The organism is Polaromonas sp. P1_F4 (genome assembly GCF_056405675.1).
Window position 1 is genome coordinate 16,552 of sequence record NZ_JBFUBP010000011.1, and the last position, 18,268, is coordinate 34,819.

Sequence of the window (18,268 nt, forward strand, 5' to 3'; positions counted from 1 at the left end):
ACCTCGTTTTTATTTGCTGCGGGCTCTGAGCCGGGGATCAAGAATCACATACAGGAGATCGACCAGAAGGTTGATGGAGACCACCAGAAGAACGGTGACCATCAGGTAGGCCACGACAACCGGCCTGTCGAGATGGAGGATCGAGTCAATGATGAGTTTTCCCATGCCCGGCCATGCAAAGACCGACTCGGTCACCACGGAAAAAGCAATGAGGTGACCGAACTCGAGCCCGACGGCGGTGGCCACGGGGATCATTACGTTCGGGGCAATGTGTCTCGCCAGGAGCCTTAAGCCGGACACGCCTTTGGCACGCGCAAACCGCACGTATTCCTGTTGCACCACATCGCGGGTGCCGGTCTCCGTCAGGCGGATCACCATGGCGATCTGGAATATGGCAAGCGTCGTTGCCGGAAGGATCATGTGCTTGAGGCCGTCCCATGTCAGGAAGCTGAAGGCGATGCCGAAGAGCTGTTCCGTATCGCCTCGCCCGCCTGACGGAAGCCATCCGAGGTTCACGGAAAAGATGAGGATGAGGATGAGCCCCTTCCAGAACGTGGGAATGGTGACCCCCGCGATTGAAAATCCCGCAATGAGCTTGTGAACCCAGGAGTCCGGCATCAAGCCCGCGACGAGCCCGAGAGGAATGCCGATGGCCAGTGCCAGTATCAGCGCGACAAACGCCATCTCCAGGGTTGCGGGCATGCGCTCCAGAACAATTCCCAGCGCCGGCCGGTTGAAGACAAACGATTTGCCAAGGTCTCCCTCGACCGCATGCTTCACAAACAGTGCGTATTGCTCGTAGATCGGCCGGTCCAGCCCCAGGCTGCGCGCCGCGACCTCCACCTCTTCGGTGGAGGCATTCGGGCTGACAAGCAGGTGTATGGGGTCACCAATGAGGTGAATGCCCGTAAACGCGATGGCAGACATCAGCGCAACGACGACGAGGCTGTCGCGCATTCGCTGGAATATGGGGCCAAACATCAGATTGCGTCCTTATCACTGACCGCGACAAGGGCCAACCCTTCATATCGCACACCGCTTCGCTCGAGCCCGCGGCCTCCACCCGGGGAGGCCACAACAGGTCCCCTATTGCACGTCACTTTCATCAAAAACTCCAGTCAGCGGGAGGCCTCCCGCAGATACGTCACGTTCGCACAACCGCTCGCAATTTAGGGGCCAACCAACGCCCTTGCCAGCTTTCACCTTGTGCATTCGCGGCAACAGCGCCGCGAAATTTCTTGACAGCCATCACCGCTTCATGATCTAGTTGTAACGCTGTTTGATACAGTGTATCGCTAGTCAATACAAAAAAGCAAGCGAGTTTTCAGGATTTATGGCGGTCGGCGAGGAGGGAAGCAGGAAAGACCTGGGCGAACTTCGCCCGTAAACACCCATGCGGCGGCGAATGATTCGCCGCCATTTACAAAACTTTTCAGGAGTGAGAAATGAAATTGAAGATAGCCTGCCTGGCTGCGATTGGCGCCGGCGCAATAACCGCAATAGCCCCTGTTGCCGCGCTGGCGCAAAGCACAGTAACCCTATACGGAAGGGTCGATACGAGCTTCGAGAACTCAAAGACCGGCTCGGTCTCGCAGACGCTCATCACGGGCAACGCGTCCCGGTTCGGCTTCAAAGGAACCGAGGACCTGGGCGGAGGGCTCAAGGCCTTCTTCGGGATCGAGGCTGCGATCTCTTCCGACACCGGGGCGACGACCTCGCCGATGTACCGCAACTCTTTCGTGGGGATAGGCGGTGACTTCGGGGTGGTCAACATCGGCCGAATCGACTCAGCCGCGCCCAGCCGCACGCCCATCTATGCGATCCTGGGCCGCAACGTGGAGTACGTCATCCACGACGCCGGCGCCACCGCGATTGGCTCCTCCATCTTCAATGCACGCACCCGGGTGTCCAATGCCATCGGCTACGCCAGCCCGGTGATCAGCAACTTCGTCTTCCGCGCCGGCCATTACTTCAATGGTGAAGGCCTGGCGGAAGCGGCGGCCGGCCCGATCCGCTTCGAGAGCGACTACAAGCAGACCGATGTCTCGCTGAGCTACGGTGAGGGTGCTGGCCCGCTTGGGCTGGGCGTCGGCTACGGAAGGGACAGCAAACGCGGCGGCGCCTTGCTCAATGATTTCAAGAACAAGTGGATGCTGGTGGGCTCCTACGACTTCGGTGATATCCGGGCCTGGGCGGTTTACAACCGTGACAACTTTGAGGGCAATGCGCTGTCGCGCAGCAAGGTGGCGGCGCAGATGGTCGGCGCCTCGTGGGACATCACGCCCAGCAGCAAGGTCATGGCCAACTACATCCGCAAGGATGTGCAAAGCGATCCTGCGGCCAAGCTCAAGCGCTTCCAGGCGGGCTACTCCTACAAGATGAGCAATCGCACTTCGCTATACGCCTTCTACGACCGAAACGATCCCAACAACCGCGTCGCCAATGACGTGATCCGCGTTTACGGGGTTGGCATTCAGCACAACTTCTGAGCGCCCAGGCGTTGGCCTAAATAGCTGGTACACAAAGCCCGCCTCCGGCGGGCTTTTGTCATGGATAGCAGGAACGCCCTGGATGGGCGCCATCATTTTGGAAAGCATGGGTATGTCACTTAAACATTGGATCAGTACAGTCATTCTGGGAACAGTTTGTGTCGTTGCCTCATCCGCTCCGCAAGACATCGTGATAGGCCAGATCGGCCAGCTTAAGGATCCGAATTCCGCGGCAAGCCAGGTGAAGGTGGGCGTGCAACTGTATTTTGATGTCGTCAACGACCGGGGTGGTGTTAACGGGGCGAAGCTGAAACTTGTCACCAGAGACCGGGGACCGGACGGGCCGGACTCAGTGGAAAAAACACGGGAAATCATCCAGGAAGAAAAGCCTGTTGCATTGATCGGATTTTCCGGAACTGCGCCTGTTGAAGCGCTGGTTCAGGAAAAGGTGCTGGCTGCGGCCGGCATCCCTTTGGTCGGGCCACGAACGGGCGCTGTCTCGCTTCATCAACCGGTGAACCCCTGGATTTTTCACACACGCGCCAACTATGCCCAGGAGGTGCAAAAGATTGTGTCCCACATGAGCATCATCGGGCACAAGCGCATCGCGATTCTCTACGAGAAGAGCCCGTTTGGCGTTGAAGGTTACGACCGGGCGCAGCGCGCGATCAAGGGGAAGAACCTTCAACTCTCCGGTAGTGCGAGCTACGAATACGGCACGACCAATGTCAGCGAAGCGGTCGAAACGATTCTCAAGGCCAAACCCGACGCGGTTATTTCAGTGGCGACGAGTGCTGCGACCGCCGAGTTCTACAGGAATTTTCGTCAAGGTGGAAGTTCGGCGTTTGTCGTCGCGCTTTCGGTCACCGACGGTGCCGCCGTTGTGAAAAGAATCGGCAAGCAGGCCGCATACGGCCTGGGGATAGCGCTGGTGGTGCCCGATCCGTCCAGCAAGACCTCCACGCTCATCAGGGAAATGCAGGAGGACCACAAGAAATTTGGCGCACCAGGATCTGATTTAAATCTGGCGGTGACCGAAGGCTACATTGCGGCCAGGGTACTGGCCGAAGGCCTGAAACGCGCCGGACCGAATCCCACTTCCGCAAAGCTGAAACGAGCCCTGGAGTCATTGAGGGATCTAAATCTCGGCGGATTCTCCGTCAACTTTTCCCCGACAAATCACTCGGGCTCGACTTATGTCGACGTCGTCGTACTAGGCCCTGACGGTAGAATGCTTCGCTAACTCAAACATACCCGTTGAAGCAAGCCAGCGGCAAGAAGGCAATGGACTATAACGTAGCGTCGGTAGATGAAGCACTCGGCTTATTGATGCTTGTAGCCCAGAACCCCGGCCTGGGTGTGACCGAGCTTTCCAAAAGATCTGAAATTACCAAAGCCAGGGCGTTCCGCCTTTTGAGCACGCTGGAGCGGCGCGGTTTTGTGCAGCGATCGGGTGATGCTGCGACCTACCATCTCGGCTACAACGCGTTGCTTGTGGGGTTGGCTGCCGACGAGCAGGTCAGCCTGGTCAGGCAGGCCAGCAAGTATCTTCAGCAGCTGGCCAGCAAATTCAACGAGATTGTCCAGATCCGTGTCCGTGACGGCTTTGAATCCGTCTCTGTGGCCCGATGGGACTCCACCCATGATGTGCGTATCCATGGGTCCGTCGGCATGAGGCGGCCTCTTCATGGCGGTGCTTCGGGCAAAGTCCTGCTGGCCTATGCCCCCGCAGAGTTTCTGAGCGAATTTTTCGCGCAGGACTTTCAGAAGTTCACGCCCAACACCATCGTTCAACGCGCCAAATGGAACGAGGAGCTGATCAAGATCCGCAAGCAGGGTTACGCCACTTCCTTGGGCGAAATCACGAATGAGGTGCTTTCCGTGGCGGCACCGGTGCGCGACGGCACCTCAAAAGTCATCGCCGCAATGGCCATCTCCATTCCTTCAAGCCGCATCACGGCCAAAGGGCTGGAGAAGCTGGCCAAGCCGCTGTGCGCGGCTGCCTACGACCTTTCGGTTGAGCTCGGATACCGTCGCTCCGACGCCTCTGCCGATTAGCGGCAGCGCACCTGGTGGGGTGCGCTGCAGCCACTACTGAGAACGCTTCGGGATCACAGGGAGCACCACATGCGATGGATGCTGGCTGCTCATGTACACCTTGTTGAGCGCCGTCCTGCTCGTCGTTGCCTGCGCCTCGGGGTCTCCAGTATTCGGGTTGACGTCAAAGTGCGGGAAGTTGCTGCTCGAAATGTCCACCCGGATGCGATGCCCCGCCTTGAACAGGTTGCTTGTCGGAAACGCCTCAATGCGGATGGGGTACACCGTTCCCGGCGTCATCAGCTCCGGGTGCTCCCATGAGTCCCTGTACCTCACGCGCAGAATCCCGTCAGTGAGGTTCATGGCGAAACCCTTTGGGTAGTCTTCGCTTTGCGGATACACATCGATCAGCTTGACGGTGAAGTCCGTGTCCGGGCAGTCAGAAGATATCCACAAATTCGCCACCACCGGCCCGGTAATCTCGACATCCTCCACCAGCGGTTCGGTCGAAAAGGCAAGCACATCTTCACGGTCGGTCAGCGGGTAAAACGGTTCTGCGCAACCAAAGAAGCGCTCATCGGTCGTCTGGTCAAATGCCCCGGCCAGTATGCCGGGCGGGCGTGAAACCACGCTGCCGCCCAAGGTAGGAACCGGATTTTTGGGGTCGAACCGATACGCCAGCGCACCGTGATGCCTCTCGGGAAGAGAGGGGGACAGCGAACGATCAACGTGAAGATGGTAGGGCTTCCACTGCGTATCCGGAATCGGCCAGTCCTGCTCGGAGCGCCAGGTTCCGCCGTGGTCAAGACGCCCCTCGCTGTTTTTTCTGCCGGAGCCGCCGCCCATCACGAACAGCCTCACGTTGGCGTTGTCTTCAGCGGCCGGAAGGCCTTTCAGCCAGTGGTCAAACCATTTGAGCCTTGCCTCAAGAAAGCTTGTGGCAACGTGATGGCCAAAAGTGGATTTCTCGCCGAAATCCACATCGCCCGAATAGGTCAACCACCGGTTTCCGTGCACCCACGGACCAAAGACGAGCTTTACCGGAGCGCCGATTTTCTTGAGGCTGCCGTAATTTTCGGCTGCGGTGCGCGTATAGACGTCATACCAGGAAGACATATGGACTGTCGCCACATTCTTGAGGTGATGGTAGAACCCCTCCGCATAAATTCCGGGCTGCTTCCAGTACGCATCGAACGTACCACGCTCCCATTGATCGAAGAGAAACTCTTCATATTCCGGTGCATCCGAAAGCGGTGAGTTTCCACGGCGCCATGGCATTCTTCTGAACCAGTCGTCGACGTCGATATTCTTCAAGGTGCTGGCGACGGCCGTATTTTCCGATCGCTGGGCAATGCTCGATGCGAAGAGAACGGCCCACGCGGCCTGCTTCAACTCATATGCCCCCCCCTGCCGGATGCCGCTTTGATAGCCATTTRAAAACCCCCCGGAGTCGACATACATGGCCAGCAGGCCAGGTGCGCCGGTAGACGCCAGGGCCATTTGCGTATGTGCCGCATAGGAAAGGCCCTTGGTTCCAATCCTGCCGTCGGACCAGGGTTGGCGCACAAGCCAATCACAGGTGTCGTGGCCGTCGTTGGCCTCGCTCAGGTATTTCGTGAATGTGCCTTCGGACCCATATCTGCCGCGGCAATCCTGGTACACGACGATATAGCCCTGGGCTACAAAATACGTTGCCACCTCTTCACGCGACATGGGGCGCGTGCTCCCCGGTTCGCGTTCGGTGCGGCTTTCAAGGTGCTTCCCATAGGGAGTGCGTTCCATGATGACCGGGAGTGGTTTCGGATCTTCTCCCGCCTCTTGTCTCGGGCGATATATATCGGTCGAGAGCCTCACGCCGTCCCTCATCGGCACCATCACATTGCGTTCAATCACCACAGCAAGATTGCTGAACGTCGAGTCTTTCATTGATTACCCTGGTTCGGCTCGGATTGGAGCGCCACCGGTGCTGACACCAGCACCGGTGACCCCCTCACCTCACCCCTATTCGTTGATCTGTTTTACTTCGAAGCTGCGTCCTTGATGGCACTCGCCACCGTGAACCCGTCACTTCGCGGGACCATGCTCAGGCCTTTGCGCAACCCCCACGCCACCTTCGCGTTATGCACCGGCACGATGGCAACGTCCTCCGCGGCAACCCTTGCGGCCGTTCGCAGCAACTCTTCGCGTTCCTTTTCACTCAATGTTTTTGACGCAGAGCGGATCGCCGCGTCAAACTCCTTGTTGCTGTACCGGCCATAGTTGTTGGCTCCGGTCCCCAGGGCCTTGTCAAAGGTATGGACAACGGCGGTGGAAGGCTCCAGCGAATCTCCGAGAACCGCACCAATGCCAAACATGGCCAGGCTGAATTCAGGCTCGCCACCAGCTCCGCCGCTTGTCGCCCGGGTAACAAAGTTCGCGTAGGGGAGCGTCCTAGCGTCGGTTTTTATCCCCGCCTGGGTCAACATCTGGGCAATTGCTTCGCAGACCCGTGCGTCGTTGAGGTACCGGTCATTGGTGCAGTGCAGGACCACCTTGAATCCGGATGGGTAGCCTGCCTCGGTCAGCAAGGCTTTAGCCCGCGCCGTGTCCCCGGGCTGAAGCTTCAGTGCGGGCTCGTACCCGAAAAAGCCGACGGGAACGATCTGCGTCGCTGGTTCCGCATCGCCTTTCATGACGAACTTGTTAATGGCGTCCCTGTTAATGGCCACTGTGATGGCCTGGCGGACTCTTTTGTCCTGGAACGGGTTCTTGGCCAGCGGTTTCCCGTCATGACTGGTGACATAAGGCGAAACCGTCCGAAATTGATCCATGGACAGGTAGTTGAGTAGATAGGAGGTCGTAGAGACCACCGACACCTTGTCGCTTTTCTTCAAGGTCTCGCTCAAGCTACCGGCAGCGCCATCAATGACATCGACACTTCCGCCCAACATTGCCGCCGCTCTCGCCGGTTCTTTCGGGATGAATTGGTAAATCACTTTTGACCAGGCCGGTTTTGAGCCCCAGTACGCGTCATTGCGTGTCATGGTCACTTGCTGGCTTGGAATGAGTCCTGCGTACTTGAAGGGACCGGTGCCCACCGCCGCCTTGCCGTTCTCGAAGTCTTCCTCCTTGATCTCCGCCCCGCTTCCTTTCGAAAGAATGGCTACGAGACCTACGTTTTCAGGCAGAGTGGGCGCGGCTTCCTTCGTCTTGATGATGACTGTCAGCGGATCCTGGATCCGAACGCTGTCGACCGCTCTCAAATACGTCTTGAATGTTCGCGGGCCGGCCAGCGCCCTGGCCCTGTCCAGCGAGAACTTCACGTCGTTGGCCGTCATCGGTTCGCCGTTGTGAAATTTGACGCCGGGGCGCAACTTGAATTCCCATTGTTTTTCGTCTATCGCCTTCCAGGACAAGGCCAGCAGAGGAATGGGATGCAGCTTTTCATCCTGGCCAATCAAAGAGTCGTAGACGTTCATCCAGACGCCACGATTTGCGGCGCCCAGAACATGGGGATCGGCAGAAGTGACTTCAGCCTTGAACCCGATCCGTAGATCGGCAGCTGACGTCATACCCGAAAGCGTCACAGCCACAGCAGCCGCCAGCAACCGGCGGGGACAAATTAGTGCGATTCCCATTCTGAAGCTCCATGAAGTTAGGCCAGGCCTTTACAGCAAGGCAAAATACAAATGTATCGTTGAATGATACATTGTATTGTTGTACGATACAACAACTCCGGAATTTTCGCTGCACCGGCCTTACAGAATCATCAGGCGGCGAGGGACTTTTGACCAGAGGGAACACAGAACAGGGACGCTTCACGGAATAGAACTCGACGGCCCAAGTTCAGCGCAGACGGAGCCCGCTGGCTTGTGCCCCCCGTAAGGATGTCAGCCTGTGTCAGGCATTGACCGTGCCCAGAAACGACGCGGGGTAACGCAATCCGGCGGCTGCGTCGGGCGGAAAGGCCTTGTCGAGCTGGACCAGCTCGGCCGGGCTCAGCGTGACGTCGAGTGCGGCGATGTTCTGGTCGAGGTAGCTGCGGCGCTTGGTTCCGGGGATGGGAATGATGTCGTCGCCCTGCGCCAGTACCCAGGCCAGCGCCACTTGTGACGCGGTGACGCCCTTTGCCGCGGCCAGGTCCTTGACGGCATCCACCAGGGCCAGGTTGCGCTGGAAATTCTCTTCGGCAAAACGCGGCGAGAACTTGCGGCGGTAGTCGTCGGCGGGCAGGTCTTCAGGTTTGCTGAAGGCGCCGGTCAGGAAACCGCGGCCCAGCGGCGAATAGGGGACAAGGGCCACGCCGTGCTCGCGGCAGGCGGCCAGGGCGCCGGTGACTTCGGGGTCGCGTGTCCACAGCGAATATTCACTCTGCAGCGCGGCGATGGGATGTACCTTGCAGGCACGCGCCAGCGTGGCGGCCGAGGCTTCGGACAAACCGAGGTAACGCACCTTGCCGGCTTTCACCAGTTCGGCCATGGCGCCCACGGTGTCTTCGATGGGCACGGTCTTGTCGACGCGGTGCTGGTAGTAGAGGTCTATCTGGTCGATGCCCAGGCGCTGCAGGCTGGCGTCGCAGCTGGCCTTGACATAGTCGGGCCGGCCGTTGACGCCGCGCGCCGCTTCATTGGCCGGGTCACGCGTGATGCCGAACTTGGTCGCGATGAACACGTCTTTGCGGCGGCCGGCGATGGCCTTGCCGATCAACAGCTCATTGGTGTGCGGGCCGTAAATGTCGGCGGTGTCGAGGAAATTCAGGCCATGGTCGAGCGCGTGGTGAAGGGTGGCGATGGACTCGGCGTCGTCGCGGTTGCTGTAGAAGTCGCTCATGCCCATGCAGCCGAGGCCGATGGCGGAGACTTGTGGGCCGTTGCGGCCGAGGGTGCGGGTTTTGATCATGGTGTTTATTCCTTTGGAGGGTGTGTGTGAAATGGCGAGTGGGTGTTCAGGCCCGCTTGGGTTCGGCGCGCATCTCTTCATAGAGACGGATTTTTTTGCGGATGTAGGCCAGGGTTTCGCGCTGGGCGCGTATCTCGGCTTCCAGGCGCTCGGCATGGCCTTCCAGCAGGGCCTGACGCTCGGCCAGGCTGGCGGCGGAGGAGTTGCCTATGCGCAGCAGCTGGGCATAGCGCTGCATGTCGCGCATCGACATGCCGGTCGCGCGCAGACGCACCAGGAACTCCAGCCAGCGCATGTCGGCGTCGCTGTAGCGCCGCGCGCCGCTGCGCCGGCCTATGGGGGCGATGAGGCCGATCTGCTCGTAGTAGCGCAGGGTGTAGGCGCTGAGGCCTGAGGCTTCCGCGGCTTCGGCGATGCTTAAAGAGACGGTGGGTGCGGTGGTCATGTGGGGACTGTAAAACTTCGAGCGCGCTCTAAGTCAAGCCCTCTTTGGAAACCCTTTTGTTGACCGGCCGATTGGGGTGGACCGGACCCGCGCCTTGCCTCAGCGGGTAATCACCACCAGCACACTACAGGGCGCCTGCGCGATCAGCGATTTGGATACCGAGCCGCGCCACCAGCGCGCGGCCCAGCCTTCGAGGTGCTTGTGACCGACCACAATCAGGTCGGCGTCCATCTGTTTGGCGTACCTCGCAATTTCATCGACGGTTTCGCCGTACAGCACCTCGCCCCCAGCCTCATGGCCTGACTCCAGCAACTGGCGCAAGCCGTCGTTGAGGATGCCCTGGTACCTTTCCCTGTCCTGGTCGGCGACGCTTTGTTCATAGATCACGCCTTCAGCGGCGACCACCTGCCGCTGCAGGGGGGTGATGGCAATCAGCGTCAATGCCGCCCCGCTCCACTGCGCGATCTCGCGGCAGTCCAGCAGCGCTTTTTGGCCCGATTGGGAGCCGTCGTAAGCCAGCAAAATTCGCTTGTACATGATGTATCTCCCGAATGAAGTGACTGGGCAATTCAAGAATAGGCCTGCTGTCTGAGCCGGTCAAATGATCGCCCCAGCGCCAACAGGGTCGCCTCATTTTGCGCAGCCCCGCACCGGCGACAATCGGGGTCAACAACCGATTCCAAAGCAGCCCATGACCCAAGACCCCAACCGCGCCAGTGAACTCAAGAAAATGGAGTTGTGCGACTCCTGCGCCGGCATACAGCGCAACTGGCGCAAGGCGCCGGGCCACCCGGAACTGGTGCAGGGCGACCCCCGCCATGAAACCCGTCGCCATGGGCTGATCACCATCACCCGCTACAAGTGCGACCGCTGCGGTACGGCGTGGGAGTATGAGAACGACAAGACCAACCAGAAGGCCGGCTGGTCGGTGGTGGGCCGCTAAGGCGACTCAACCACAGGCGGCTTACCGCTCTGCGTTGGCGCGCTTGATGAGCGCATCGCACTCGGCGCGAAGCTTCTGCAGCTTGTCTTTCCCGGCATGAAACACCTTGTCGTCGAGCGCACTGACGGCCTTCTTGCCCGAAAGCCCAGCAAGGTAAGACGCTGTTTCAAGCGCATTTTTGCAAGGCCGGAATTGATCAAACGGATCAGGCCCTTCCTTGGCCGCAGGCCACTGCTTGCGCTGCCCGTCCAGCGCGGCCTGGGTCAGGCGCAGCCGCTGGGCGTATTTCATGGCCTCCGGCTCCATGGCCCCGATGGCGTATTCATTGAGGACACGCTGCGACCTGATCGCCAGGGCCAGCGCATCCTGCTCGCCCTTGGTGGGTTGCGCCGTCGCCAGCGTGGCGGCTGGAAACAGCAGAAAAGTCAAAAGCATTCGCATCAGGCCGACCATACAGGAATATGGGATCGTGCCCCGCTAATGCCGGCAGCTTCAGCCCCGTCGGTTGAACGCTGACCCTGACACGGGCTTTTGAATGACATGCGCAGCGGAATGCCAGGCGCATTATTCCTGGGTGAAAGGACAATGAATGAAACGAAGACTGCTTCTTGCCACCACCGCACGGCTGTGCCTGGGTGGCGCTGTGTATTTCACCCTGACGGGCGCACAGGCCCAGCCCAGCTACACCGTCAGCATGGCCCAGCTGCAGGACGCAGTGGGCAAGCGCTTTCCGGTACGCAAACGCGCCAACGGCCTGCTGGACATGACCGTGCAGGCACCGCAGCTGCGCCTGCTGACCGAACAAAACCGGCTGGGCGCCACCATGGCGGTGGAAGCCGCCGGCCCTGCGCTGCAGCGCGCCTACCCCGGCACCTTTGACCTGGACTTTGCACTGCGCTACGAAGCCAGCGACATGACGATACGCGCGCACCAGCTGCGCGTGAACACCTTGCAGTTTGAGGGCCTGCCCCCGCAGGCATCGATGCTGGTGTCAGGCTACGGCCCGCAACTGGCGGAACAGGCACTGCAGGGCGCCGTGCTGCATTCACTCAACCCGCAGGACCTGGCATTGCCCAACAGCATGGGCGTGCAGCCCGACCGCATCACCGTGACGGCGCGAGGGCTGGTGATTGAGTTTGTGAGCAAACCGCTGAGCTGAGCCCACCGGCCGGCTTGGATGCGCTAGCTACCCTGCCTGTCCACCAGCGCCCGCACATACGCGCGCAGCGTAGTGCGGCCGCGCACGGGCGCATCGGCGGTGTAGGGATGGTCCCGCGTCAGTTCTGTCATGGCCGCATAGGACTGGGCCGCAGCAGGCGAAAAGCCCATGGCCTTGAAACCCTCTACCCACTTCTCGCGCGGCGTAACGCGCACCGAGACCGGTTTGTCCAGCGCTTCTGAAAAGGCTGCGGCCACATCGCCTGGGCTGTATTTCTCAGGTCCTTCGGCATAAAAGATACCGGTTTTACCGGCGGGCTCCGTCATCAGCCGGGCGGCGAGCTCGCCCAGGTCTTGCGGCGCCACCATGGGCAGCTTGAAGTCCACGGGATACATGGAGTCGATCACGCCTTCTTCCTGCGCGGTTTTCAGTGCTGCATCCCAATTGCTCATGTAGTAGGCCGCGCGTATCACGCTGAAGGGCACAGCTTGTGCCTCCAGGGCTTTTTCCATGTCGTAAAGGATGCCCAAGTCGCCTGCGCGCTGGACGGGCTGCGCGCCATAGGTGGACTCGGCCACGATTTTCTCGAGCTGCGTGCCTTGCAGTGCTTCGATGATGGATTTGACCGTGGCGCGCTCTTCGGCATCGGTGTCGGTTGTCGGGTCGGCGGACGGGTTGAGCAGAAAGAGGCGTGTGCCCTGCTGGAACACCTTGCGCAGCGCGGGCACGTCGTGAACGTCGGCCAGCGCGACCTTCGCCCGTTGGGGCACGTCGTTTTTTGCCTTGCCGACCCGGCCGGATTTTTTGGGGTCGTGTGTGATGAGGGTGACGGGCTCGCCCGCGCTGATAAGGCGTTTGACCAGCGCCGAGCCGACGTGTCCTGTTCCGCCAAGAATGATATGCATGGGAATCTCCTGGTGTCAAAAGTTCCATGCTCGAGGCAGGCGATGCTCCCCGATGACAGCCACTGGAGCCCTGGAAAGTCGGAATGCGCTGACAAGGGAAAGGACGAGCTGCAGTACATGCGGTCACAAAGAGGCAGGCAAAAAAAAGACAGGCCTCAGCCTGTCTTTTTGGATCAGCGGGCATATGACCCGCGTTGCCGCTTACTTGGTGCCGGCGGCCTTGACGTCGGTCTTGGCTTCTGCCTTGACTGCACTGGTGTCGACAGCAGCGTTGGCCTTGTCGGCGGCGGCTTTGGCCTTCACGGTATCCACCTTTGCGTTGGCATCGATGGCAACGCCGGCTGCTTTGGCATCTGCCTTGGTGGTGGCCTTTTCAGCTTTGGTATTGGCCTTGGCTTTGTCGTCAGCGTCTGCCTTTTCAACCTTGGCTTCGGCCTTTGCTTTGGCTTTAGCGGCCTTGGCATCTGCCTTGGCGGTTTTCTCTGCAGCTTTGGCTTCTGCCTTTTCGACCTTCGCGTCGGCCTTGGCGTCTACCTTGGCTTCTTTTTTAACAGCAGACGTCACAGACTTGTCGGCCTTGGCTTCAGCCTTGCCGGCAACCGGAGCGGTTTGCGTGGACGATTCGACAGGTGCCGGCGTTTGTGCAGAAGCAATGCCAACGAAGAGGGTAGCAATAAGAGTAGCGAGCAATTTGTTCATGAGAGAGTCCTTTGAATGAATGGATGATGGAAATTATTGTTATCACGTAGCCCATGTTCAACGGGATGGGGTGCGGCACTGTTGACCCGGCATACACACCGTTGCACAACACACCTGCGCCTTACATCGCTTGTCGCTGTATGGCGACAATAGCGCCCCGTTTTGCGCTGGCCTGTAGGATGTGGCGCTTCCATTGTGTAATGAATGAAGCACCAGCATGAACCCCGCAACATCCGCACAAAAGATCGTCATCGTCGGCGGTGGCGTGATCGGCAGCGCCATCGCCTACTTTCTGGCGATGCATCCGCGTTTCGATGGGAGCATCACTGTCGTCGAGCGTGACCCGACCTATACGCAAGCCTCTTCGGCATTGTCGGCCAGCTCGATACGCCAGCAGTTTTCACAGCCCGTGAACATTGCGGTGTCGCAGTTCGGCATTGATTTTTTACGCAACATCCAACAGCACCTGGCAGTCGATGGTGATGTGCCCGACATCGGTTTGACCGAGCGCGGCTATTTGTACCTGGCCACTGAAGCCGGCGCGGCCACGCTGCAAGAGAACCACGCCACACAGCGCGCAGCCGGTGTGGATGTGATGCTGATGACACCTGCCGAGCTGCAGCAGCGCTTTGCGTGGCTGCAGGTGGACGACCTGGCGCTGGCGTCGCTCGGCCTCACGGGTGAAGGCTGGTTTGACGGTTATGGTTTGCTGATGGCCTTCAAGCAAAAGGCGCGCAGCCTGGGTGTGCAGTATGTGAAGGCTGAGGCCACGGGCTTTGCGCACAGCAATGGCCGCGTGAGCGCCGTGATGCTGCAGGGCGGCGCGCAGCTGCCGTGCGACTGGGCTGTGAATGCGGCAGGTGCATGGGCGCGGCCGCTGCTGGCCGGCACGGGCCTTGACTTGCCGGTGTATGGGCGCAAGCGCTGTGTGTATGCATTTGCCAGCCCCGCGAAGACGCCTGACTGCCCGCTGGTGATTGACCCGAGCGGTTTGTGGTTTCGGCCCGAAGGCGACATCTGGATTTGCGGCCTGCCGCCGGCACAAGACCACAACGATGCGCCGCTGGATGTGGACTACGACCTCTTTGATGAAGCCTGGCTGACACTGGCCAACCGCGTGCCAGGCTTTGAGGCCGTGCGCATGCAACGCGCCTGGGCCGGCTACTACGAATACAACACGCACGACCACAACGCGCTGCTGGGCCCGCACCCGGCCTTGCCGAATCTGCTGCTGGCCAATGGCTTCAGCGGGCACGGGCTGCAGCAGTCGCCGGCGGTGGGGCGCGGCCTCGCGGAGTGGATTGCCGAAGGCGGCTACACCAGCCTGGACTTGTCGCCGCTGGCGGCGCAGCGGCTGGTGGAGGGGCGTGCGTTGGTAGAAAAGAACGTGATTTAAGTTTCACGTCTCTCGTTTTCACGCCGGCGGTTGCTCCTGAATTAATAGCTGCTTGCGCTCGTCCTGCAAGGGTTGCAGGCCGTTTTCGCATAAATTTACGCCTGCTTCTCGCTGTCCAGGTGGCCCATCTGGTAAGCGTCGTAGCGTGTGCCGGCCACCGCGTCGGCGGGCAGCGCGGCTTCAATGCGCTGCAGGTCTTCGGCGCTGAGCTGAAGTTTCAACGCGCCCAGCGCTTCATCAAGCTGGCCCGGCTTGCGGGAACCGACCAGCGCCACCATGTCGACACCCAGGGCCTTGCCGCGTGCGATGACCCAGGCAATCGCTATCTGTGATGCTGTGGCGCCCATGCCGGTGGCCAGCTGGTGCAATACATCAACGAGCTGCTGGTTCTTCACCGCGTTGTCGCCGGTAAAGCGCGGCAGGTGGGCGCGGAAGTCACCAGGCCCCGTGGGTTTGGAGCCCGACAGCAAACCGCGTGACAGCACGCCGTAGGGCGTGACACCGATGCCCAGCTGCTTGAGCGCGGGAAAGATTTCCGCCTCGGGGCCGCGGCTGACCAGCGAATATTCAATCTGCAAATCGCTGATGGGGTGCACGGCGTGCGCCTTGCGGATGGTCTGCACGCCGACTTCGCTGAGGCCGATGTGGCGCACGTAACCGGCTTTCACCATGTCGGCCATCGCGCCTATGGTGTCTTCGATCGGCACGTTTGGGTCAAGCCGCGCGATGCGGTAGATGTCGATGTGGTCGGTGCCCAGGCGCTGCAACGTGTAGGCCAGGAAGTTCTTCACCGCTTCGGGCCGGCCGTCCATGCCGATCCAGCCGGCAGACGGGTCGCGCAGCGCGCCGAACTTGACGGAAATCAGCGCTTCATCGCGCCGGCCTTTCAGCGCCCGGCCGATCAGCATCTCGTTGTGGCCCATGCCGTAAAAGTCACCGGTGTCGATGAGGTTGACGCCTGCGTCGAGCGCGGCGTGAATCGTGGCGATGCTTTGCGCCTCGTCGTGGGCGCCGTACATGCCCGACATGCCCATGGCACCCAGGCCGATGGCTGAGACGGACTGCGGGCCGCGAAAGCCCAAGCGGGTGGGGGAAAGGATATTCGTGTTCATGGGGAGCCTTTTCGTAAAAAGTGGATCAGTGTTTGGATGGGCAGATAAGTGAGCAGATGAATGAACTGTATTGGTTTGAATAAAGAGAATAAACTGCCTTTAATTGAAATAACTGTTACCCATTTAAAGAACAATAAGGGCGAAATCATGAGCGTTGATCGCTACAAGGCGATGGAAGTCTTTACCCGCGTGGTGGACCTTGGCAGCTTTACCGCGGCAGCCACCGCGCTGCACATGCCCAAAGCCAGGGTGACGACGGTGGTGCAGGAACTTGAAGCACACCTGGGGGTGCGCCTGCTGAACCGCACCACGCGCACCTTGAGCCTGACAGACGACGGCGCGCTGTACCACCAGCGCGCGCAGGCCATGGTGCAGGACATGGGCGAGCTGGAAGGCACGCTGCGCCGCGCAGTGGCCACGCCGGCCGGGCGGCTGCGGGTGGATGTGCCGGCGGCGGTGGGCCGCCACGTGATCTCACCGGCGCTGCCGGAATTTTTCAAACGCTACCCCGACATGGTGCTGGAACTGGGCAGCACCGACAGGCCGGTCGACCTGGTGGCCGAAGGCGTGGACTGCGTGATCCGTGGCGGCCTGGTGCACGACGAAACGCTGGTAGCGCGGCCGCTGGGCCGGCTGGCGGTAGTGACCTGCGCCGCGCCTTCTTACCTGGCGCAGTACGGCACACCGCAGACCCTCGAAGACCTGGAGCAGCACCGCTTTGTGAACTTTCATTCTGCCAAGACGGGGCGGGTGTTTCCGTTTGAGTTTTCCAGGGACGGCGACGTGCGGCAGGTTCACCGCCCGCACTGGGTCAGCTGCAACGACGCCGACAGCCACATGGGCGCGGTGCTGGCCGGCCTGGGTTTGTCGCAACCGCCACTGACACGCCGTACCTGCGCGCTGCTGGCCAGCGGCGAACTGGTGCGCGTGCTGCCCGACTGGCAGCCCGAAGCGCTGCCGATGATGGTGCTGTACCCACGCAACCGCCACCTGACGGCCAAGGTGCGCGCCTTTGCCGACTGGGTGGCCGAGGTGTTCAAGGCAGAATTCGCGGCGGGGGCGAAACTGTATTCGTGACTTCGCCAGCGGTCTCGGCAAGCAGTTGCCCTATGGCCGAACCGACGGCCAGATCGTCCAGGTGCCCGAAGTGGCTCAGCCGCAAATGGCCCTGCCTGTCGATCAGCACCAGGCTGGGTGTGCCGCGCAACTGATAAGCCGCCATGGTTTGCGGGATGGGGCCGTCCGTTGCAGGCAAGTCCGCGCCAATGGGAAAACGCAGACGCTGCTCATGCACAAATACCTGCAGCGCCTCATGGTTCATCACGCGGTGATGCTCGAACACGGTGTGGATGCCGATGACGGCGACCGACGCTTCGGGAAATGCCTGGCGTATCGCTACGGCCTGCGGCAGGCCGTGGCTCACGCAGGCCGGGCACAACATCTGGAAGGCGTGCATGACGATGACCTTGCCGCGCAAAGATTCGAGGGTGATGGGCGACGGTGTGTTGAGCCAGTGCGCGATGTGCCAGGCGGGTGCGAGAGAATAATTTTTGGTTTGCATGAAGGCTTTCAAAAAATACTTTCAGCGCGGCCCGCATGCCGCAGATCGCGCACGTCGGGTCAAAGACCCGGGCGGCGAAGCGTCAGGCAGCGGCTCGGCTCAGCTTGACTGGCGCGAAATCAACCGGCACCGCAAACGCCACATTGACGTAGTTGGTGAAAAGGTTGAGCGCCACATGCGCGAGGATTTCCACGATCTGCTCGTCGCTGAAGCCGGCCTGGCGAACGGCCTGCAAATCGGCCCCGGACACGTTGCCGCGTTCATTCACCAGCTTGAGTGCAAACGCGAGCACCGCAGCGGTGGCCGGGTCGGCGGATTCACCGCGCTGCGCAGCGGCCATGCTTTCAGCACTGACGCCGGCCTTGCGGCCCAGGGCCGTGTGCGCGGCCAGGCAGTATTCGCAGGCGTTGCGGTCGGCCACTGCCACAGCGATCTGCTCGCCCAGTTTGGCGTTGATGACACCGCCCCCCAGCGCGCCGAACGAGCCCCACATGCTTTTGAGCGCGGCGGGTGAATTGGCGACGGCCTTGAACATATTGGGCGTGGCACCGAAGGCTTGGGTGACCTGATCGAGCAGGGCTTTGCGATCGGCGGAAGTGGCGTTACGGTCGATCAATGGAATGCGTGGCATGTGAAGTCCTTTG

19 protein-coding genes are annotated in these 18,268 nt (G+C 60.6%); 7 read left to right on the top strand and 12 right to left on the bottom strand.

Features of this window, described 5'->3' with window-relative positions; all coding sequences use genetic code 11:
* Positions 1 to 9 precede the first annotated feature (9 nt).
* Positions 10 to 981: an ABC transporter permease gene (locus tag AC1DYQ_RS19230; RefSeq protein ID WP_477688133.1), complete on the bottom strand. Its 972-nt coding sequence runs from the start codon at positions 979 to 981 to the stop codon at positions 10 to 12.
* A 464-nt stretch (positions 982 to 1,445) separates the two neighbouring features.
* Between AC1DYQ_RS19230 and AC1DYQ_RS19235 the strand changes: the two genes are divergently transcribed.
* The 3 genes from AC1DYQ_RS19235 to AC1DYQ_RS19245 all read left to right on the top strand — a co-directional run bounded on the left by AC1DYQ_RS19235 (position 1,446) and on the right by AC1DYQ_RS19245 (position 4,547).
* Positions 1,446 to 2,489: a porin gene (locus AC1DYQ_RS19235; protein WP_477688134.1), complete on the top strand. Its 1,044-nt coding sequence runs from the start codon at positions 1,446 to 1,448 to the stop codon at positions 2,487 to 2,489.
* Between the two features lie 82 nt (positions 2,490 to 2,571).
* Positions 2,572 to 3,732, top strand: a complete 1,161-nt coding sequence (locus AC1DYQ_RS19240) for an ABC transporter substrate-binding protein (RefSeq protein WP_477688135.1) — start codon at positions 2,572 to 2,574, stop codon at positions 3,730 to 3,732.
* A 41-nt stretch (positions 3,733 to 3,773) separates the two neighbouring features.
* Positions 3,774 to 4,547, top strand: a complete 774-nt coding sequence (locus AC1DYQ_RS19245) for an IclR family transcriptional regulator (RefSeq protein ID WP_477688136.1) — start codon at positions 3,774 to 3,776, stop codon at positions 4,545 to 4,547.
* Positions 4,548 to 4,580: 33 nt separating this feature from the next.
* Here the strand turns inward: AC1DYQ_RS19245 and AC1DYQ_RS19250 are convergent, their stop codons facing one another.
* The 5 genes from AC1DYQ_RS19250 to AC1DYQ_RS19270 all read right to left on the bottom strand — a co-directional run bounded on the left by AC1DYQ_RS19250 (position 4,581) and on the right by AC1DYQ_RS19270 (position 10,386).
* Positions 4,581 to 6,452: a CocE/NonD family hydrolase gene (locus AC1DYQ_RS19250; RefSeq protein ID WP_477688137.1), complete on the bottom strand. Its 1,872-nt coding sequence runs from the start codon at positions 6,450 to 6,452 to the stop codon at positions 4,581 to 4,583.
* Positions 6,453 to 6,544: 92 nt separating this feature from the next.
* Positions 6,545 to 8,143: an ABC transporter substrate-binding protein gene (locus AC1DYQ_RS19255; RefSeq protein WP_477688138.1), complete on the bottom strand. Its 1,599-nt coding sequence runs from the start codon at positions 8,141 to 8,143 to the stop codon at positions 6,545 to 6,547.
* Between the two features lie 262 nt (positions 8,144 to 8,405).
* Positions 8,406 to 9,404: an aldo/keto reductase gene (locus AC1DYQ_RS19260; RefSeq protein WP_477688139.1), complete on the bottom strand. Its 999-nt coding sequence runs from the start codon at positions 9,402 to 9,404 to the stop codon at positions 8,406 to 8,408.
* A gap of 46 nt (positions 9,405 to 9,450) precedes the next feature.
* Entirely contained in the window at positions 9,451 to 9,849 is a 399-nt protein-coding gene (locus AC1DYQ_RS19265) for a MerR family transcriptional regulator (RefSeq protein ID WP_477688140.1), read from the bottom strand.
* Positions 9,850 to 9,948: 99 nt separating this feature from the next.
* A complete protein-coding gene (locus AC1DYQ_RS19270) occupies positions 9,949 to 10,386 on the bottom strand; it encodes a universal stress protein (protein WP_477688141.1) in 438 nt (145 codons plus the stop codon).
* A gap of 154 nt (positions 10,387 to 10,540) precedes the next feature.
* On the opposite strand from AC1DYQ_RS19270, the gene AC1DYQ_RS19275 reads away from it, so the two are divergent.
* Entirely contained in the window at positions 10,541 to 10,792 is a 252-nt protein-coding gene (locus tag AC1DYQ_RS19275) for a hypothetical protein (RefSeq protein WP_431099316.1), read from the top strand.
* Between the two features lie 21 nt (positions 10,793 to 10,813).
* Here the strand turns inward: AC1DYQ_RS19275 and AC1DYQ_RS19280 are convergent, their stop codons facing one another.
* The gene (locus AC1DYQ_RS19280; RefSeq protein ID WP_477688142.1) at positions 10,814 to 11,227 is read right to left on the bottom strand and encodes a hypothetical protein; all 414 of its coding nucleotides are present in this window, start codon (positions 11,225 to 11,227) and stop codon (positions 10,814 to 10,816) included.
* 154 nt (positions 11,228 to 11,381) lie between these two features.
* Here AC1DYQ_RS19280 and AC1DYQ_RS19285 point away from each other — a divergent pair, with 154 nt between their 5' ends.
* Positions 11,382 to 11,951 (top strand): DUF1439 domain-containing protein, encoded by a 570-nt coding sequence (locus AC1DYQ_RS19285; RefSeq protein WP_477688143.1) that lies wholly within the window; start codon positions 11,382 to 11,384, stop codon positions 11,949 to 11,951.
* Positions 11,952 to 11,974: 23 nt separating this feature from the next.
* Here the strand turns inward: AC1DYQ_RS19285 and AC1DYQ_RS19290 are convergent, their stop codons facing one another.
* Complete coding sequence (locus tag AC1DYQ_RS19290; protein ID WP_477688144.1) at positions 11,975 to 12,856, bottom strand: NmrA family NAD(P)-binding protein; 882 nt, start codon at positions 12,854 to 12,856, stop codon at positions 11,975 to 11,977.
* Between the two features lie 201 nt (positions 12,857 to 13,057).
* Positions 13,058 to 13,555 (bottom strand): hypothetical protein, encoded by a 498-nt coding sequence (locus tag AC1DYQ_RS19295; protein ID WP_477688145.1) that lies wholly within the window; start codon positions 13,553 to 13,555, stop codon positions 13,058 to 13,060.
* Positions 13,556 to 13,772: 217 nt separating this feature from the next.
* Between AC1DYQ_RS19295 and AC1DYQ_RS19300 the strand changes: the two genes are divergently transcribed.
* Positions 13,773 to 14,951 (top strand): NAD(P)/FAD-dependent oxidoreductase, encoded by a 1,179-nt coding sequence (locus AC1DYQ_RS19300; RefSeq protein ID WP_477688146.1) that lies wholly within the window; start codon positions 13,773 to 13,775, stop codon positions 14,949 to 14,951.
* A 95-nt stretch (positions 14,952 to 15,046) separates the two neighbouring features.
* Here the strand turns inward: AC1DYQ_RS19300 and AC1DYQ_RS19305 are convergent, their stop codons facing one another.
* Complete coding sequence (locus AC1DYQ_RS19305; protein ID WP_477688147.1) at positions 15,047 to 16,063, bottom strand: aldo/keto reductase; 1,017 nt, start codon at positions 16,061 to 16,063, stop codon at positions 15,047 to 15,049.
* 147 nt (positions 16,064 to 16,210) lie between these two features.
* Between AC1DYQ_RS19305 and AC1DYQ_RS19310 the strand changes: the two genes are divergently transcribed.
* Entirely contained in the window at positions 16,211 to 17,140 is a 930-nt protein-coding gene (locus AC1DYQ_RS19310; RefSeq protein WP_477688148.1) for a LysR family transcriptional regulator, read from the top strand.
* Here the strand turns inward: AC1DYQ_RS19310 and AC1DYQ_RS19315 are convergent.
* The gene (locus AC1DYQ_RS19315; RefSeq protein WP_477688149.1) at positions 17,100 to 17,624 is read right to left on the bottom strand and encodes a peroxiredoxin family protein; all 525 of its coding nucleotides are present in this window, start codon (positions 17,622 to 17,624) and stop codon (positions 17,100 to 17,102) included. The two genes, AC1DYQ_RS19310 and AC1DYQ_RS19315, sit on opposite strands and share 41 nt — an antisense overlap.
* 82 nt (positions 17,625 to 17,706) lie before the next feature.
* Positions 17,707 to 18,255 (bottom strand): carboxymuconolactone decarboxylase family protein, encoded by a 549-nt coding sequence (locus AC1DYQ_RS19320; RefSeq protein WP_477688150.1) that lies wholly within the window; start codon positions 18,253 to 18,255, stop codon positions 17,707 to 17,709.
* Positions 18,256 to 18,268 lie beyond the last annotated feature (13 nt).

Excerpts from the sequence above, each read along its gene's own strand:
- AC1DYQ_RS19305 (WP_477688147.1), bottom strand. The coding sequence starts at position 16,063 with ATGAACACGAATATCCTTTCCCCCACCCGCTTGGGCTTTCGCGGCCCG.
- AC1DYQ_RS19315 (WP_477688149.1), bottom strand. The coding sequence starts at position 17,624 with ATGCAAACCAAAAATTATTCTCTCGCACCCGCCTGGCACATCGCGCAC.
- AC1DYQ_RS19265 (WP_477688140.1), bottom strand. The coding sequence starts at position 9,849 with ATGACCACCGCACCCACCGTCTCTTTAAGCATCGCCGAAGCCGCGGAA.
- AC1DYQ_RS19300 (WP_477688146.1), top strand. The coding sequence starts at position 13,773 with ATGAACCCCGCAACATCCGCACAAAAGATCGTCATCGTCGGCGGTGGC.
- AC1DYQ_RS19290 (WP_477688144.1), bottom strand. The coding sequence starts at position 12,856 with ATGCATATCATTCTTGGCGGAACAGGACACGTCGGCTCGGCGCTGGTC.
- AC1DYQ_RS19285 (WP_477688143.1), top strand. The coding sequence starts at position 11,382 with ATGAAACGAAGACTGCTTCTTGCCACCACCGCACGGCTGTGCCTGGGT.
- AC1DYQ_RS19230 (WP_477688133.1), bottom strand. The coding sequence starts at position 981 with ATGTTTGGCCCCATATTCCAGCGAATGCGCGACAGCCTCGTCGTCGTT.
- AC1DYQ_RS19275 (WP_431099316.1), top strand. The coding sequence starts at position 10,541 with ATGACCCAAGACCCCAACCGCGCCAGTGAACTCAAGAAAATGGAGTTG.
- AC1DYQ_RS19270 (WP_477688141.1), bottom strand. The coding sequence starts at position 10,386 with ATGTACAAGCGAATTTTGCTGGCTTACGACGGCTCCCAATCGGGCCAA.
- AC1DYQ_RS19280 (WP_477688142.1), bottom strand. The coding sequence starts at position 11,227 with ATGCTTTTGACTTTTCTGCTGTTTCCAGCCGCCACGCTGGCGACGGCG.
- AC1DYQ_RS19320 (WP_477688150.1), bottom strand. The coding sequence starts at position 18,255 with ATGCCACGCATTCCATTGATCGACCGTAACGCCACTTCCGCCGATCGC.
- AC1DYQ_RS19245 (WP_477688136.1), top strand. The coding sequence starts at position 3,774 with ATGGACTATAACGTAGCGTCGGTAGATGAAGCACTCGGCTTATTGATG.
- AC1DYQ_RS19255 (WP_477688138.1), bottom strand. The coding sequence starts at position 8,143 with ATGGGAATCGCACTAATTTGTCCCCGCCGGTTGCTGGCGGCTGCTGTG.
- AC1DYQ_RS19295 (WP_477688145.1), bottom strand. The coding sequence starts at position 13,555 with ATGAACAAATTGCTCGCTACTCTTATTGCTACCCTCTTCGTTGGCATT.
- AC1DYQ_RS19310 (WP_477688148.1), top strand. The coding sequence starts at position 16,211 with ATGAGCGTTGATCGCTACAAGGCGATGGAAGTCTTTACCCGCGTGGTG.
- AC1DYQ_RS19235 (WP_477688134.1), top strand. The coding sequence starts at position 1,446 with ATGAAATTGAAGATAGCCTGCCTGGCTGCGATTGGCGCCGGCGCAATA.
- AC1DYQ_RS19240 (WP_477688135.1), top strand. The coding sequence starts at position 2,572 with ATGGGCGCCATCATTTTGGAAAGCATGGGTATGTCACTTAAACATTGG.
- AC1DYQ_RS19260 (WP_477688139.1), bottom strand. The coding sequence starts at position 9,404 with ATGATCAAAACCCGCACCCTCGGCCGCAACGGCCCACAAGTCTCCGCC.